A 15203-nucleotide genomic window follows, 5' to 3' on the forward strand; every position below is an offset into this window, starting at 1 on the left:
GACCCGAGCGAGAACGTCCACCGTGCCCCATTCCCGCCCACCTCGATGGCTCCGACTTCGCCCCAGGTTCCGCCAGCGGTCGTTCCGCTTCATCGAGCGCGGCGAGCGACTCGCCCGGCGGTTCAAGCAAGTCATCCTGGGTTTCACCACCTGCCTGGTCGTCGGCCTCCTGGTGGGGACGTCGACCGGGCGCTACGCGGCGTCCTGGACGATGGCCAAGGGGCGACGGGCGGTCGCTTCGCTGGTCGGCGACGCCGGCTCGCGCGAGGGGGTCGAGGCCGACTGGCGACGCCGCCGCGAATTCGACATGGAGCAGGCGCGAGGCAAGCTCTACGCCGCCTACGAGCACTATGACCCGAAGGTCAGGACGCTGCTCGATGCGACGGGACTGGACCCCGATCACGCCCTCTTGAGATGGGGGAACTTCGACAAGGCGCTGCTGCTCCCCTCCACCGTCTTCGAACCCGACGACTCGGGGCGATCCTACCGCTTCCGACCGAACACCCGCTCGATCTGGGTCCGGAATCTCAAGAGCCAGGGGGGCGTCCTCGCCTATTTCCCGATCCCGGACACGCCTCGGCTCCTCGAGCTCGCCGAAGCCGCCGGGGCCGCGATCGTCCGGGAGTCGGTCCAGACGACGAACTCCTGGGGCTGTCGCGGCGACGAGCCGAACCTGACGGCGGAGCACCGCGGCCTCGTCCTCGGCGACTCCTACATGCAGGGTCTGTTCGTCGGCGACGACCAGACGCCGACTGAGTGTCTGAAACGCGCGCTGGCGACAGGTTTCGGGACCAGCGTGGAGATCCTGAACACGGGCCACCTGGGCTATTCGCCCGAGCAGGAGTATTTCACCCTGCTGGAATACGCCGACCGGTTCAGGCCCCAGTTCGTCATCCTCAGCCTCTTCGCCAACGACTTCGGCGACCTGTTTGAGGTCCTCGACGGCCGCGCCGATTGGGAAGAGAATCGCTACTGGATCGCGAAGATCGCCGGCTACTGCAACGACCTGGGTATCCCCTGCCTGGTCGTCCCCGCCCCCTGGGTCAATCATGTGGAAGGCCCACGCAAGACGGCCCACTATCCCGGCCGGATTCCCGACATCCTCGACGACCCCGGCCTGACGTATTTCGACCCGATCGAGGACTTCATCGCGGCCAACGACCGCCAGGCCCTGATTCGACTGGCTCGTGGAGAGCCGACGACCCCGAGCCCCCTCTTCAACGGCAAGCTCGGCGACGGCCACTTCTCCCCGCTGGGCTGCGAGGTCTGGGGCGATGCGGTGGGACGGCGGCTGGCGCGGCTCCTGGAATCTCGACGGCCGCGTGGGGAAGTCGAAGCAAAGGTCGGCGCGGGCCTCAATCTCCGATCACCTTGACCAGGACCCGCTTGGACCGTCGGCCGTCGAACTCGCCGTAGAAGATCTGTTCCCAGGGCCCGAAGTCCAGCTTGCCCTTGGTGACGGCGACGACCACCTCACGGCCCATGATCTGTCGTTTCATGTGCGCGTCGGCGTTGTCCTCCCCAGTCCGATTATGTTGGTAGCGAGCGGGTGAGGCGTCGAACGGGGCGAGGGCTTCGAGCCACCGCTTGTAATCCTCGTGCAGCCCGGGCTCGTCGTCGTTGATGAAGACGCTTGCGGTGATGTGCATGGCGTTGACCAGGACCAGCCCTTCCTGGACCCCGCTCTTGCGGACGATCTCCTCGACCTCGCGGGTGATGTTCAGGAAGCCCATTCGGTCGGGCAGGTTGAACGTCAGGTGCTCGGTCTGCGATTTCATCAGGGGGTTCTCACGCGGGCTTGCGGGGAGGACGGGGACGACCTCCTTGTCGTCCACCGGCGGACCTCAGGCAAGAAAGGTCCGCCGATCCTCTCTCCTGAATGCGAAGCGAAGCCCGATTCAGGGGAGAGGGCCGAACTCTGGTACGCATAAAATTGGGGGACGGTCTTCCATTCCCGAGAGCAAACCCCGCGCCCGGCCTGGGGTCGATCCTGGGATGGAAAGGTGCTCAGGCGACGTCGCGCTCGTTCGGGTTGATCTTGTCCGCCTTGCGGGCGCCGGCGATGAATGGCATACGACGCGTCGGGCTTGCGAGCCTGATCTCGCTCGCTGGCCTTCAGGTCGCTCATCGACGCCGGGCCTGACCGCGAGGGTCGAAAATGCCCGGTTCGTCGCCCCTTGTCAAGAATGCATCGGTCGCCGCAAGACGCCACCTGATGAACGCTCCGACAGGCGTCCCGCCGCTAAAGCCGCTCGGCCGAATGTCTTGAGATTTTGCCGGGCAATCCCACGAAGTGGAAGGCGTTGCAGCGGGTGGAGGGGTAGGCGGGGAGTGCCCGTCCCGTCCGTCGGCCCTGGGCCGACGGACGGGACGACGAGACGCGGGATCAGCCGATCGGGAAGGAGCGGGTGATGGCCTTGGCGATCTCCATGTAGATCGGGATGCCGATCGTGACGTTGTAAGAAAACGTCAGGCCGAGCGACGCGGCGAGCGGCAAGGTCGGGCTGGCCTCGGGGATCGCCAGTCGCTGCACGGCCGGGACGGCGATGTACGACGCGGACCCGCAGAGCACCGAGAACAGCACGTAGGTGCCAAGCTCGAAGTGCGTGCCGGTCACCCACGCATAAGTGTGGGCGATCATGATCCCCAGAGTGGCGAAGAGGTTGGGGGCGAGGAGGCCGAAGGCCACGAAGTTCCACCCGGCGGTCTTCAGGTCCTTCAACTTGCGGCTCGCCGTCATACCCATTTCCAGCAGGAAGAGGCAGAGCACGCCCTGGAACAGGGTGACGAAGAAGCTATCGTCGGCGCGGGTCACTTCCGGCCCCTGAAGCCCGCTGATCAGTCCAATGATGATCCCGCCGAATAGGAGATATAAACCGGTGTTCAGGAAGACTTCGTGCAGCAGCTTGCCGTTGATGAAGCCCTTCTTGCGGCCGTTGCCCACGTCCTCGCTCTCGTGCTCCATCCGCTCCAGCGACATCTCCGCCTCGGTCTGGACGGCCGAGGCATGCTGGTCGCGACCATGCTCGTCGATCAAGATCGGCGGCGCTTCGGCGGAGGGATCGTAGCCCGGTTCGTAGGGCATGTTGCCCAACGCGTCCATCCCCTGGGCGCGGTAGTGGGAGACGAGATACAGGGCGACAAGGCAGCCGGGGATCTCCATAATCGCCAGCATGACCGGCATGTAGGCGTCGAAAGCGATGTGCGCCGAGCCCAGCACGCCCAGGGCCGTCACGAACGTGCCGGCCGAGTCAGACCCGTAATATCCCGCGACCGTCGCCTGATCCACCCGCCGCATCCGGGTGACCGACCGGAGGATGCCGAACGCGATCAGTCCTATGAGCGTGTTGGCCAGGAAGCCGACCCCCATGAACCCGACGATCGACTTGATCGAGTCGGGGTTCAGATGCGCCAGCTCCTCGCCACCATGCCAGCCGATGGCGATCAGCAGATAGATCGTCAACGCTTGATACATCACGTAGGGGAACTCGAATTGCACGCGGAGGATCGGGACGAGGAATCCCAGGTAGAAAAACAACAGCAGCGGCTTGAACAGATTGTGCCGGAAGTTGTACCAGAATTCGTGGAGCATCGAAGAGAAGGACGAGGACGAGGGCGTGGTCGGTTGGCTGTCGACCGTGATCCTGGAGGCCGTGATTGAGTCGGAGACCGTGATGACCATCCCGACCTTGAGGGCTTGGAGCGGCTGAACCGGACCGTCCGCCCGATTGATGGTCGTCCCCCTGTCGTAGTGGACCACCACGTCTCGCTGGCCGGACTCGTCGCGGATGGTGAGGGTCGAGTTGGCAGCGTCGATCGACTTGATCGGCCCGCGGAGATCGTCAGCCCGCGACGGGCCGGCGATCGCAAGGACCGCAAGGGAAAGGACGATGATCGTCGCGAGGCGTGGGGGGCGGAATCGGCTCATCGGACACTCCTTCTAGAGCGTTGCGGGCGGGACGGCAGGGGGTCCCAGCGCATCGCCGGACGACCACCTCGCAGATCGGGAAGGGGACGGAAAACTGACTGATCGGAGCGACGCCGTCCGCGGCGAGTGGACGCATCCGACTTCAACGCCAGGTCGTCGTCGAGAATCCGCAACGAGCCCACACGAGGCGAGGGGACTGGCGGCGCACGGTCAAGATCAGGTCGGCGGCGGAGAGGCCCAGGAGGGATGAGGCCGTCACTCGCCTACGTTGATCAGGGAGGGCGGGGGTCAGGCGTTCAAAGCCTGAGGGGGGGGCCGACTTAGCACCTCAGGGAAGTGGCGAGCCTTGCGGAAAGCAACGCCGCCGAGCTTTCGTGCATGGCGAAAGGGCGTGCTGGCGGGAGGCGAAACACCTCGAAGAAACGGGCTTCCGCGATGGCGAGAGCGATTGAATCCTTGGGATCCTTCTCGTTCTTCTCTCGCTCCAAGACCTGGTCGACGTCCCTGCGCAGCGACGGCCCAGGATCCGAATGGGGAGGCGTACAGCCGATCAGATCTCCCGAAATCGCGATATCGCTGCGCAGCCCTTGAATCGTCCAGGCGGCCGTCTCGGGAGACGTCGCACAGTGGAAGGCCAGCACAGCGAAGACGATCAGAAGGATCTCTCTCATGAATCCGGAATCGGCGGCTACCGTAAGGTAAGGGGACCAGATCTTCGCCATGAGGCTCGATGCGATCGGCCTGGGGCGGATTCATCCGGCGTAAGCGATGTTCCCTGCGGAACCGCTGCGTTCGCCGACATGAATAATTTTTACGAATCGACCGCCAAAGTCCAGTGGGTTCCGCCTGCCGTGCCAAATTCGAGGCCCTGGAAACCTGATCGGCCGGGGAGTCTCGATCGCCTGGATCGAGCCGCTTCGGGCTTGGAATCTTTCCCAATCCGGATTAAGATCCCAGCCGTCTCGATCGCGAGATCCGGACTCCACGCTCCAAGGGATGCCCGCTTGAACCGTCACGGAGGACGGGATGAGATTACTCGCCCTGGTGGATTCGACAGATCACGTCTGCTGCCGATACCGAATCCGGGCGTTCGAACCGGCCCTCCTGAACGCGGGATGCACCCTGCGTTGCGAGCCGCTGGAGCCTGGGCTCCTGCCCCGACTGCGCCAACTCCGGACGGCCGCCGCCTACGACGCGGTCATCCTCCAGCGCAAGCTCCTGCCCGGCTGGCAGTTCGCCGTCCTTCGCAGAAGCGCACGCCACCTGGCATTCGATTTCGACGACGCCGTCCTCTACCGCGATTCTTACGATCGCCGGGGCCAGGATTCGTCTCGCCGCGCGTCCCGGTTTGCGAGAACCGTCCGATCCTCCGATGTCGTGATCGCCGGCAACGACTTCCTGGCCGACTGCGCCCTTCGGGCCGGAGCCTCGGCGGAGCGCGTCCGCATCATCCCGACGTGCGTCGAGCCAGGCCGTTATACCCCCAGGACGCCGACGACCGGGGAGCGACCGCTGGAACTGGTCTGGATCGGGTCGTCGAGCACGCTCAAAGGGATCGAGGCGAGACGCCCCCTCTGGGAACGCCTGGGGCGCGAGATCCCCGGGCTGAAGCTCAGGATCATCTGCGATCGGTTCCCCGAATTCGAGCATCTCGAAATCGTCCCCATCCCCTGGAGCGAAGCGACGGAGGCCGACGACCTGGCGCGGGGGGACGTGGGCGTGGGCCTGATCCCCGACGACGATTGGAGTCGGGGCAAGTGCGGCCTGAAGATCCTCCAGTACCAGGCGGCGGGCCTCCCCGTGATCGCCAACCCGGTCGGCTCGCACGTCGAAATGATCGAGCCCGGCGAGACTGGATTCCTGGCGACGACGGACGACGAATGGCTGGCCGCCGTCCGGGCCTCGGTCGACGCCGCCGCCCGCGCCCGGATGGGACGCGAGGCGCGTCGGCGGGTGGAGGCGCACTATTCGATCGCCGCCTGGGGGGCCACGTTCGCCGCCTCCGCGACGGGGACCGACCGGCCGCACCGTGATCGTCGCGAACCGGGTCCGGGGGAGGTCGCCGACTTCGCCCCCGCGCCATGCTTCACCAGGGAGAGGACCCGGGCCGTCGGGAGCCCGCATGCGACGGCCGCCCCGCCCCGCGCGCCGCGGCGGGGCCGACATGGATCGGAATAGGCTCATGACTGTATTACTCCCCAGCACCCGGCCGCAGACGACGGCCGGCCGCATGTTCAAGCCCCCGGAGTGGAGCTTCGAGCAGGCCGGCGACGTCGGCTGGTGGCTCCAGGGCCGCTGGCGCGAGGCCCTCCTCGGCCCGAACGGGCTCCGGCTCGACGAATGGAAGGCCGAGGGCCGGGTCGAGACGATCAAGTCGGGCCCCCACCGCGTCGTCTACCGGGTTCAGCTCCCGGACTCGGCGATCTTCATCAAGCACTACCTGGTGCCCGACCGACGGGCCAAGTACCGCCAGTGGTTCCGCCGCGGCAAGGGCCGGAACGAGGGCAAACGCTCGTTGAACCTGGCCTCGATCGGCGTCCCGACCATCACCCCCATCGCCCTGGGCGAGCGCCGGAAGCGCGGGTTCCTGTTCGACAACTTCTTGATCACCGGCGAGATCCCCGACGCGGTCCCTCTCGACGCGTTCGTCGAGCGCGACCTGCCCGAGATCCCCGAACCGCGGCGGTCCCGGCTGCGCCAGAGCCTGGCCCTGGCGCTGGGGGTGCTGACGGCGCGGTTGCACAACGCCAAGATGCAGCACATCGACTTTCATCCCGGCAACATCCTGGTCCGGCTCGACGAGGACGACGCGCCCCGGCTGGCGATGATCGACCTGGACGCCCTCCGCACGGAGAAGAGCCTCGACTGGGGCAAGGCCCGACGCAACCTCGCCCTGCTCGACCACTACTTCTGGACCCGGAGCAGCCGCGTCGACCGCGGCCGGTTCCTCAAAGCGTACCTGGAAGCCCGGGACGGCTCCCCCGATTCGGCCCGGGAGTTCGCCCTGGGCGTCGAGGAATCCACCCGGCTCTGGGCCGAGCGCCTCTGGCGGCGCTGGGGCAAGCGCTGTCGATCGACCAACAAGTACTTTCAGGTTTACAAGTCGAACAACGCCCTGTGCATCGCCTCGCGCGACCTCGACCCCTCGGAGGTCGCGCCGCTGCTGATCGACCCGGACGCTCCGTTCGCCGCCCCCGGGGCGCGGCTCATGAAGGATTCGCGGACGACCCGGCTCGTCGAGACGACCATGCTCGTCGACGGCCGGCCGACCTCCGTGGTCTACAAGCGGTTCAATCGCAAGAAGTGGATCGATCCGGTCCTGGCGATCTTCCGCCCCTCCCGCGCCTGGCGGTCCTGGCAAGCGGGCCAGCACCTGGCCAGCCGGGGCGTCCCCACCCCCCAGAACCTGGCGTTCGTGGCCCGCCGGCGCAAGCCCTGGTTCTCGCCGTTCCAGGGCGTCCTCCCCTACGAGACCTACCTGATCACCGTCAAGCAACCCAATGCCGCGACCCTCTCGGAGCACGTCTTCCAGGAACTGCCGAATCTCGACGAGACGGCCCTCCAGCCGGAAGTCCGACGGCTGACGTCGGCCCTCGCGGGGCTCGTCCGGCAACTTCACGAGCGGTCGCTTTCGCATCGGGACTTGAAGGCGTCGAACATCCTCATCAGTCGCGACGCCGGGCCGAACGAGGACCTGTTCTCCCTGATCGACCTGGTCGGCGTCCGGCTCAAGAACCCGTTGCCCATGCACCGCCGCGTCCAGAACCTGGCGAGGCTCAGCGTCAGCCTCGCCGACGCCCCCGGACGGACGCGGACGACCTCGCTCCGCTTCCTCCGCGCCTACCTCCCCCCGCGTCTCATGCATTCTGGGGAATGGAAGATGTTCTGGCGGGCGATCGAGGCCGCGTCTCGCACCAAGCAGGCCCGGAACCAGCGCCGGGGGCGCCCGCTTTCCTGATCGACTCCCTGGAGGGACCGGACGTGAACAGGCCCCGCAACTCGACCCGACCGCCCAGGCTCCGCCTCGCCGCCCGGCTCGCTTTGGCGGCCGCGCTCCTCGCGTCCGGATGCTCGACCGTCGCCAAGCGCGGGCCGACCCTCCTGCCCACCTCCCAGCAACTGAAGACCGGCCCGTTCGTCCTCTACTCGAACGCGCCCATGGAGCGCGAGGCCCCCGCCGTCCAGGCGCTCGACCACCTCCGAAGCGACCTGGCGACCCGCCTGAACGGCTCCGAGGACGAGGACCAGGGGCCGATCGAGGTCTACGTCCTCGACGACCGGAACGCGTTCCTCCACCTCCTCCGGTTCTACTTCCCCGAACTCCCCCCCCGCCGCGCCTTCTTCCTGGCCCAGGACGACCAGCGGATCGTCTATACCTACCAGGGGCCGATGCTGGAGGAGGACCTGCGTCACGAGGCCGCCCACGCACTCCTTCGCGGACGATTCGGCGACATCCCGCTCTGGCTCGACGAGGGGCTCGCCGAATACTTCGAGGTCGGCCCGGACGACCCCGGCGACCGCGAGCGGCGCCTCGATCGACTCACGGCCGACGTCAAGGAAGGATGGCGTCCCGACCTCCGGCGACTGGAGACGCTCGACGAGGTTCACCAGATGGAACCACGCGATTATCGCGAATCCTGGGCGTGGGTCGACATGCTGCTCAGCGACGCCAAAACCGGCGCGCCGTTGCTGCTGAGCCATCTCAGGTCACGAGGCGTCGCAGGGGCCGCGACGTTGGCCGAGACCCTGGCTGCGCGCGGAACCGACGACTCGGCGCTGCTGGCGCACCTCGGCGTCGAGCCCGCGCGGCTCGTCGCCCGGAAGCCGACAGCTGCCGACAAGTCGCACGACCGCGTCGTGAGGCTCCAGGACCGCTCCGCGGAGCCGTCTCCGCGGCCCGCCGCCGACCCCCGACGGCCAGGCCTGCTCCGCCGCCTCGGCACGTTCCTGGGCCTCTGATCGGGTCGCGATCAGCTTCGCTTGACCTCGATCGGGATGGCGTTGATCTTGGCCGCGAGGATGAAATCGTTCTCGCTCAGTCCGCCGATCGCGTGCGTCGTGATCTCGATCGCGACGTTGCGATAACCTTCCAGGTGCAGGTCGGGATGGTGGCCCTCTTCCTCGGCCAGTTCGCCCACCTTATCCAGGAAATGCAGGCCGGCGACGAAGTTCCGGGCCGTCCAGCCTCGGTGGATCCGCTTGCCGTCCTCGTCGAGCGTCCAGCCGGGGACGGTCCGGATCAGGGCGTCCACGACGTCCGGCTCAAGCGGTGGGACTCCCCCTTCGCAGGGGACGCACTTCTTGGAGGTCAGCTCGGTCAGCGTCGGGATGCTCATGGCCACGCTCCTGGAAGACGAACGAACACGCCCCGGATTCGAAGCATGCGAAGTCGGCGCCGACGCTGCGTCGTCTCAGTGGAAACTCTCGGAATCGCCGGGAAAGTCGCCCGATTGGACGTCGGCGATGAACCGCGCGGCGGCCTGCTGGACGGCGTCGCCGATCTCGGCGTACCGGCGGGCGAATCGGGGCCGGAAGCCCTGGATGAGGCCGAGCATGTCATGGACGACGAGCACCTGGCCGTCGCATCCCGCCCCCGCGCCGATGCCGATGGTCGGGATCGGGACCTCGGCCGTGATCGTCTCGGCGAGCGCCGCGGGGACGCATTCCAGGACCAGGGCGAACGCGCCGGCCTCGACGACCGCCTGGGCGTCGGCCCGGATCGCGTCGGCCTCGCGCTGGACCTTGTAGCCGCCGAACCTCCGCACGGATTGCGGGGTCAGGCCGACGTGGCCCATGACCGGGATCTCGGCGTCGACGACCGCGCGGATGGTCGCGGCGATCCGCCGCCCCCCCTCCATCTTCACGGCCTGGCAGCGCGTCTCCTTGAGGATGCGGCCGGCGGATCGGATGGCCTGCGGGCGGGACGCCTGATAGGCAAGGAAGGGAAGGTCGGCCACGACGAAGGCGCGACGGCAGGCCCGGCCGACCATCTCGGCGTGGTAGACCATCTGGTCGAGCGTCACCCCCAGGGTCGTCTCACAGCCCTGGACGGCCGTGCCGAGGGAGTCGCCCACGAGCAGGCAGTCGACCCCGGCGTCGTCGAGCCAGCGGGCCGTGGCGTGGTCGTAAGCCGTGAGGACCGAGATCTTCCGTCCTTGCTTCTTCCAGGCGTCGAAGTCGAGGATCGTGACGGGGCGTTCGCGATCGTCAGTCGGCATGGCCGGCAGGCTCTCCGGGGGCGAGTTCGGCCAGTAGGACTTCGGGCCGGTCGATCAGGACTTTGTAACGCCGCCGGATCGCGTCGTGCAAGTCCAGTCGCGCGAGGTCGCCGGCCTCCGCGCCGACGTCGGCGACCCAACGCGCGCCGTGGGCCCGATAGAACTCGATCAAATCGGCGGGGGTCAGGCCGGACGAGCCCGGCTCCCACTCCGAGGCCGCGCGAGTCGCCGCCGCGAACGTGTATTCGAGACGGCAGCCGCGACGATCGGCGCGATACAGGAGCGCCTCGGGGGCGACGACCAGGCCGTCGCGCGTGGTCGCCTCCGCCACCGCGCGACCGGCCGCGTCGAGGGTCTCCCACTCGTCGGGGACGCGCCAGGTCGAATTTGAGAGGATCAAGGACAGCCCGGCGAACGACACCGCCGCGGCGAAGGCGGCGCCCGGCCTCCAGGCGTCGAGCCGATGCCAGGCCAGGCCCAGGCCCGCCGCCACCGCCGGAGCGAGGCAAAGCCAGTAATACTCGTGGTGCAGCTTCCGCGCGAGCAGGGCCATCGCGATCGTCGCGAAACCGGCCCAGGTCCACCAGAGGTAGGCCCCCCGATCCCGCCTCCCACACGAGCCGAGCCCCCAGATCGCCCCGATCAATCCCACCGGCGTGAACGCGCGGACGACCAGGAAGCGGACGATGTAACGCCACGTCTCGCCCGAGGCCAGCGCCCCCAGGCCGATCAGTCCCAGCCAGATGGCCCGATTGTCCGTCGCCGCCCGCGAGCCCCCGGCCGTGGCCGCGAGCCGGTCCGCCCAGACGTACCACGCGAGCACCGGCAGGAGCGTGGAAACGCATAGGACGAAGGTCTTCCAGGTGCGCTTCGGGAAGACGGCGAGGAAGGCCACGATCGGCAGGTAGGCCGCGGTCGCCTTCGCCGCAAGGCCCGCGGCCATGAGCAGCCAGCCGAGCGCGAGGCGGCGGCGGCCCCCCCCCGCGCGACCGCCTGATCCCACAGGGCCAGGCCGGCGGTGCACGCGCCGATCATCAGCGCGTCGGGCTGGAACGCCCGCCCGTATCGGATGGTGACCGGCAACATCGAGAAGACGGCCGCCGCCGCCAGCGCCGGGTTCTCGCCGAATCGACGAAGCATCAAGGCGTAGACGCCCCAGGCCGCCAGGGCCGCGGCGGCGGCCGACGTGAGCCGCCCGCAGACGTCCAGCGGAAGCCCGGTCAACCTCCGGACGCCGACCGTCAGCCCTTGATAAAGCGGGGGCTCGACCACGAAATAGTTCGGGAACGGGGCCGTGTCCAGCTGGGGCCGCAGGAAGCCGGAGCCTCGTTCGAGGTTCCGGGCCACCATCGCCGTGGGCGTCTGGCGACCGACGTAGTTCTCGACGATCGGCTGGCCGGGGTGCAGCGACCGGAGCAATCCGCCTGCGAGGAGCACCAGCGCCAGGCGGGCCGCTCGGCCCCTCCCCACGCCCGGGCCCTCTCCGACCGACGGGTCCTTCGGGATCATCGGATTCGTCATGGCGCTCGTCGGATCACCTTTCAGGCTGGTGAAAATCTCTTCATTCGCCGATCCAGGTCCGAATTGCATTGCGTCGGCCGAATCGGCGCGTCACGATACCGGTGATCCCATCTCGATCTCAGCCAAGGCCGCGGGCCCATCCCATCTCCGCGCCGGGCTCCCCACGAACGCTACGTCTGGAGGTCGCCATGCTTGTGAGCGAGGTACTCGACCTGAAGGGCCGACGAGTGGTGACGATCGATCCCGAGGCGACCGTCGAACAGGCCGCCGCCCGCCTGGTCCAGAACGACGTCGGCTCGCTGCCGGTGGTCGACGCCGAGGGGAAGCTCGTCGGCGTCCTGTCCGAACGCGACGTCCTCCGGCTGGCCCACCACCGCGGCGAAGGATTCGGCCGGCTCCTGGTCTCGGACGTCATGACCTGCAACCCCAGCACCTGCCGCGTCGACGATTCCGTCGACGAGGTCATGGGCCTGATGAGCGAGCGCCGGATCGCCAAGGTCCCGGTCCTCGAGGCCGGCTCGCTGGTCGGCGTCATCTCCGTCGGCGACGTGGTGAAGCTCATGTACGACAAGGTCTCTTCAGAGAACCGCCACCTGATGTCCTACATCCACGGAGACCTTTGAGGAGGACCTCACGTCGGGCCGAGGTCCGCGTCGTGGTCGCCCCCCGACGCGGACTCGGGCCTCAAGTCGGGCGGCAGCTTGACGATCGCCTTGCGGTGCAGGTCGTGAGACTCGGGGAGCCTCCCGTTCCATCGGCCGTAGAGAGCCGTCAGGTCGGCGAGACGGTCGATCTCGGAAGCCGTCGGCCTGTCGGGCAGCATCCGCCACTTCCAGTTCCCCTCGCCGCGGCCGGGGATGTTCATCCTCGCCTTGCTGTCGAGGCCTAGCACATCCTGCATGGGGGCGACGGCGACGTCGGCGACCGAACTCAGCGCCAGGCGGATCAGGTCCCAGCCGAACTCCTTCCCATCGCCGCCGACGAACCTAAGCGCGAAGAGGCGTTCCTCCTCGATCTCCGCGAGCGACTGCGTCGTGTCGACGTGCTGGTTCGAGATCCAGCCGTAGCTCGTGTCGTTGTCGTGCGTGCCGGTGTAGACGACGCAGTTGGGGACGTGCCGATAGGGAAGGTGCTTCTCGGCCTCGGGATCGATCGCGAATCCGAACTGGAGGACGCGCATCCCCGGCAGATCGAACTCGTCCCGGAGCGCCTCGACCGGGGGGGTGATGACCCCGAGGTCCTCGGCGATGAACGGCAGCTCGGGGAACTCCTTCCGCAGCGCATGAAAAAGCGCCGGGCCGGGTCCTGGGACCCAGCGGCCGTTTTCGGCCGTCTCGGCGCCGCCGCGAACCTCCCAGTACGCCTCGAAACCCCGGAAGTGGTCGATGCGGATCAGGTCCACCTGCTTCAACAGCGCGCCGATGCGGCGGGTCCACCAGGCGTAATCCTCGGCGGCGTGCGCCTCCCAGTCGTAGAGAGGATTGCCCCAGAGCTGTCCGGTCTCGCTGAAGTAGTCCGGCGGCACCCCCGCGACGTACGTCGGCAGGCCGTCGACCCCGAGGAAGAACAGGTCGGGTCGCGCCCAGACGTCGGCGCTGTCGTGGGCGACGAAGATGGGGATGTCGCCGACCAGCTTCACGTCGTGCTTCCGGCAAGTCTCTCGGAGCGCGTTCCACTGCTGGTAGAACACGAACTGGACGAACTCATGGAATCGGACCGCTTCGGCGGCCTCGCGGGCGAACGCCTCCATCGCCTCGGGCCGTCGAGAGACCAGCTCTGGCTCCCAGGTGAACCAGGCGCTCCCCTGACGGACCTCCTTGATCGCCATGAACAGGGCGTAATCCTGGAGCCAGTGCTTCTCCGCGACGACGAAGCGATGGAACTCCGGGTCGGCCGCCGAGAACCGGCCGAACGCCTTGGCGAGCAGGGCGTTCTTGACCGTGATCACCTCCAGGTAGTCGACCTCCTCCGACGGCTCGACCGGCTCGGGCAGGTCGGACTCAGCCAGCCATCCCCTGGCCACAAGGCCCTCGGGACTGATCAGAAGAGGATTGCCGGCGAACGAGGAGTGGGACTGGTACGGCGAATTCCCCGCCCCCGTCGGGCCGAGGGGGAGCATCTGCCACCAGCGCTGGCCGGCTTCGGCGAGGAAGCCGACGAACTTGTGAGCCTCGGGGCCGATGTCGCCGACGCCGAACCGCCCCGGCAGCGATGTCGGGTGCATGAGGATGCCGCTTGACCTGGGATATCGCATTCTCAACCTCGTGAGGATCCTCGACTCGACCAACCGGCTCCGCTCGTCCCGACGTCCCTCGGGTTCAGCGAGTCCCTTGCAGGAACCGTTCCAGCTCGTCCCGAAAATCGGCCTTGTTCTCAATGTGGGGCATATGCCCCACCCCTGGCAGGACTTGCAGCCGAGCCCCTGGGATACCCTCGGCCAGTTTCCGGGCCACGGCGGGGGGGTTGACGAGATCCCGCTCCCCGACCAGCACCAGGCAGGGCGCCGTGATCCGGCCGATCCGCTCGCGGGCGTCGTGCTCGATCGCCGCGCGGGCCTGGCGGGTGAACGCCGCCGCGTCCTGGGGCCACTGGTTGCGCTCGGCGAACCGGACGAGCCCCTGGATCAGCTCGGGATGCTCGAAGAACGGAGGGGCCACGAGCCATGGGAGCGTCCCTTGCGAGAACCGGACGACGTCGGGACCGGTCAGCTCCCGCAGGCGGATCCACGACTCGATCACGGCCTTACGCCAGGGGTTCGACCCGGCGTGGGTGGAGGCCAGGACCAGCGATTTCACCAGGTCGGGCCGCCGGATGGCCGTCTCCTGGGCGACCAGGCCGCCGAGCGAATGGCCGACCACGTGCGCCGAATCGATCCCCAGGGCGTCGAGCCAGGCGGCGACGTCGTCGGCCATGTCGGCCGTCGTGTAGGGCGCGTCCGCCCGCCAGCTTCGGCCGGCGTCGCGGGAGTCGAACGCCAGCGTCCGGAAGCCCCCGGCGAAATGTCGCTGGGCCAGGCTGAAGGCGCGGTGGTCGCCCCCCAGGCCGCTCAGAAAGACCAGCGGCTCGCCGGACTCGCCGGCTTCCTCGTAATAGAATTCGCGATCATTCAGCGAGATGGTGGCCATCGCCGATCCGCCAGGCGCCCATGTTCGATCCGCGAGCGTCCCGCCCTCGCGTCGTCTATATCGTAAGTCGACAGCCTAAATCGAATCGGCCGCCGATTAAAGTCATCCGATCGCGGTTCCCCGCGATTCATACCGATTTCCCAGGGAAAACCACCGGACCCTTGACCCGCCCAGGCCCCTGGAGTAATATTGCGTACGTCTTAGCTGCCCCCATCGTCTAGCGGCCTAGGATACTTGGTTCTCAGCCAAGGGACCGGGGTTCGAGTCCCCGTGGGGGTACTAGAAACGAAAACGACGCCCACGCGGCGTCGTTTTTTTATGCGCATTCATCTTGCGGCGTCGATCAAAAAGTCGCCCCTCCGTCGCCGTCCCCTCGCCCCCCTCGCGCGGCCGACCTTATCTTGGATGATG

General features: G+C 67.7%; 13 protein-coding genes, 1 tRNA gene and 1 pseudogene. 6 read left to right on the top strand and 9 right to left on the bottom strand.

The window, feature by feature from the left end:
- Window positions 1-22: 22 nt before the first annotated feature.
- Window positions 23-1375, top strand: a complete 1353-nt coding sequence (locus VT85_RS19565) for an SGNH/GDSL hydrolase family protein (RefSeq protein WP_068419204.1) — start codon at window positions 23-25, stop codon at window positions 1373-1375.
- Here the strand turns inward: VT85_RS19565 and VT85_RS19570 are convergent.
- The 3 genes from VT85_RS19570 to VT85_RS19580 form a co-directional block, all read right to left on the bottom strand.
- On the bottom strand, window positions 1356-1778 hold the full coding sequence (locus VT85_RS19570) for a secondary thiamine-phosphate synthase enzyme YjbQ (RefSeq protein WP_068422341.1): 423 nt from the start codon (window positions 1776-1778) through the stop codon (window positions 1356-1358). The genes VT85_RS19565 and VT85_RS19570 overlap by 20 nt on opposite strands.
- A gap of 608 nt (window positions 1779-2386) precedes the next feature.
- Window positions 2387-3592, bottom strand: a complete 1206-nt coding sequence (locus VT85_RS19575) for a sodium-dependent bicarbonate transport family permease (protein WP_068422344.1) — start codon at window positions 3590-3592, stop codon at window positions 2387-2389.
- 656 nt (window positions 3593-4248) lie between these two features.
- Entirely contained in the window at window positions 4249-4650 is a 402-nt protein-coding gene (locus VT85_RS19580; protein WP_068419207.1) for a hypothetical protein, read from the bottom strand.
- A 304-nt stretch (window positions 4651-4954) separates the two neighbouring features.
- Between VT85_RS19580 and VT85_RS19585 the strand changes: the two genes are divergently transcribed.
- Genes VT85_RS19585 through VT85_RS19595 form a run of 3 tightly spaced genes read left to right on the top strand, consistent with a single transcriptional unit; the run spans window position 4955 to window position 8887 of the window.
- The gene (locus VT85_RS19585) at window positions 4955-6106 is read left to right on the top strand and encodes a glycosyltransferase family 4 protein (protein ID WP_082858744.1); all 1152 of its coding nucleotides are present in this window, start codon (window positions 4955-4957) and stop codon (window positions 6104-6106) included.
- Window positions 6107-6110: 4 nt separating this feature from the next.
- Window positions 6111-7886 (top strand): lipopolysaccharide kinase InaA family protein, encoded by a 1776-nt coding sequence (locus tag VT85_RS19590; protein ID WP_068422347.1) that lies wholly within the window; start codon window positions 6111-6113, stop codon window positions 7884-7886.
- A 23-nt stretch (window positions 7887-7909) separates the two neighbouring features.
- Window positions 7910-8887, top strand: a complete 978-nt coding sequence (locus VT85_RS19595; RefSeq protein WP_068419215.1) for a hypothetical protein — start codon at window positions 7910-7912, stop codon at window positions 8885-8887.
- An 11-nt stretch (window positions 8888-8898) separates the two neighbouring features.
- Here the strand turns inward: VT85_RS19595 and VT85_RS19600 are convergent, their stop codons facing one another.
- The 4 genes and pseudogenes from VT85_RS19600 to VT85_RS30080 all read right to left on the bottom strand — a co-directional run.
- A complete protein-coding gene (locus VT85_RS19600) occupies window positions 8899-9264 on the bottom strand; it encodes a 4a-hydroxytetrahydrobiopterin dehydratase (RefSeq protein WP_068419222.1) in 366 nt (121 codons plus the stop codon).
- A 75-nt stretch (window positions 9265-9339) separates the two neighbouring features.
- Window positions 9340-10146, bottom strand: a complete 807-nt coding sequence (gene panB, locus VT85_RS19605; protein WP_068419225.1) for a 3-methyl-2-oxobutanoate hydroxymethyltransferase — start codon at window positions 10144-10146, stop codon at window positions 9340-9342.
- Window positions 10136-11170 carry a hypothetical protein gene (locus VT85_RS29315; protein WP_231871414.1) on the bottom strand — a complete coding sequence of 345 codons (1035 nt, stop codon included), beginning with the start codon at window positions 11168-11170 and terminating at the stop codon, window positions 10136-10138. Before VT85_RS29315 ends, panB begins: the two co-directional genes overlap by 11 nt.
- A gap of 20 nt (window positions 11171-11190) precedes the next feature.
- Window positions 11191-11736: pseudogene (locus VT85_RS30080) on the bottom strand (hypothetical protein); the annotation flags it as partial.
- Window positions 11737-11855: 119 nt separating this feature from the next.
- Here VT85_RS30080 and VT85_RS19615 point away from each other — a divergent pair.
- A complete protein-coding gene (locus VT85_RS19615) occupies window positions 11856-12290 on the top strand; it encodes a CBS domain-containing protein (RefSeq protein ID WP_068419228.1) in 435 nt (144 codons plus the stop codon).
- Between the two features lie 8 nt (window positions 12291-12298).
- Here the strand turns inward: VT85_RS19615 and malQ are convergent, their stop codons facing one another.
- Both malQ and VT85_RS19625 read right to left on the bottom strand, forming a co-directional pair.
- Entirely contained in the window at window positions 12299-13921 is a 1623-nt protein-coding gene (malQ, locus tag VT85_RS19620; RefSeq protein ID WP_082858745.1) for a 4-alpha-glucanotransferase, read from the bottom strand.
- A gap of 64 nt (window positions 13922-13985) precedes the next feature.
- A complete protein-coding gene (locus VT85_RS19625; RefSeq protein WP_068419230.1) occupies window positions 13986-14792 on the bottom strand; it encodes an alpha/beta fold hydrolase in 807 nt (268 codons plus the stop codon).
- 206 nt (window positions 14793-14998) lie between these two features.
- Between VT85_RS19625 and VT85_RS19630 the strand changes: the two genes are divergently transcribed.
- Window positions 14999-15071 (top strand) — tRNA-Glu (locus VT85_RS19630).
- The last annotated feature ends 132 nt before the right edge of the window (window positions 15072-15203 follow it).

The sequence above is a fragment of the Planctomyces sp. SH-PL62 genome, from assembly GCF_001610895.1.
In the GTDB taxonomy this organism is placed as follows: domain Bacteria; phylum Planctomycetota; class Planctomycetia; order Isosphaerales; family Isosphaeraceae; genus Paludisphaera.

What these genes read in the sequence shown, in the direction of transcription:
- VT85_RS19570 (WP_068422341.1), bottom strand. Translation starts at nt 1,778, where the DNA reads ATGAAATCGCAGACCGAGCACCTGACGTTCAACCTGCCCGACCGAATG.
- VT85_RS19575 (WP_068422344.1), bottom strand. Translation starts at nt 3,592, where the DNA reads ATGCTCCACGAATTCTGGTACAACTTCCGGCACAATCTGTTCAAGCCG.
- VT85_RS19580 (WP_068419207.1), bottom strand. Translation starts at nt 4,650, where the DNA reads ATGGCGAAGATCTGGTCCCCTTACCTTACGGTAGCCGCCGATTCCGGA.
- VT85_RS19585 (WP_082858744.1), top strand. Translation starts at nt 4,955, where the DNA reads ATGAGATTACTCGCCCTGGTGGATTCGACAGATCACGTCTGCTGCCGA.
- VT85_RS19590 (WP_068422347.1), top strand. Translation starts at nt 6,111, where the DNA reads ATGACTGTATTACTCCCCAGCACCCGGCCGCAGACGACGGCCGGCCGC.
- VT85_RS19600 (WP_068419222.1), bottom strand. Translation starts at nt 9,264, where the DNA reads ATGAGCATCCCGACGCTGACCGAGCTGACCTCCAAGAAGTGCGTCCCC.
- panB (WP_068419225.1), bottom strand. Translation starts at nt 10,146, where the DNA reads ATGCCGACTGACGATCGCGAACGCCCCGTCACGATCCTCGACTTCGAC.
- VT85_RS19615 (WP_068419228.1), top strand. Translation starts at nt 11,856, where the DNA reads ATGCTTGTGAGCGAGGTACTCGACCTGAAGGGCCGACGAGTGGTGACG.
- malQ (WP_082858745.1), bottom strand. Translation starts at nt 13,921, where the DNA reads ATGCGATATCCCAGGTCAAGCGGCATCCTCATGCACCCGACATCGCTG.
- VT85_RS19625 (WP_068419230.1), bottom strand. Translation starts at nt 14,792, where the DNA reads ATGGCCACCATCTCGCTGAATGATCGCGAATTCTATTACGAGGAAGCC.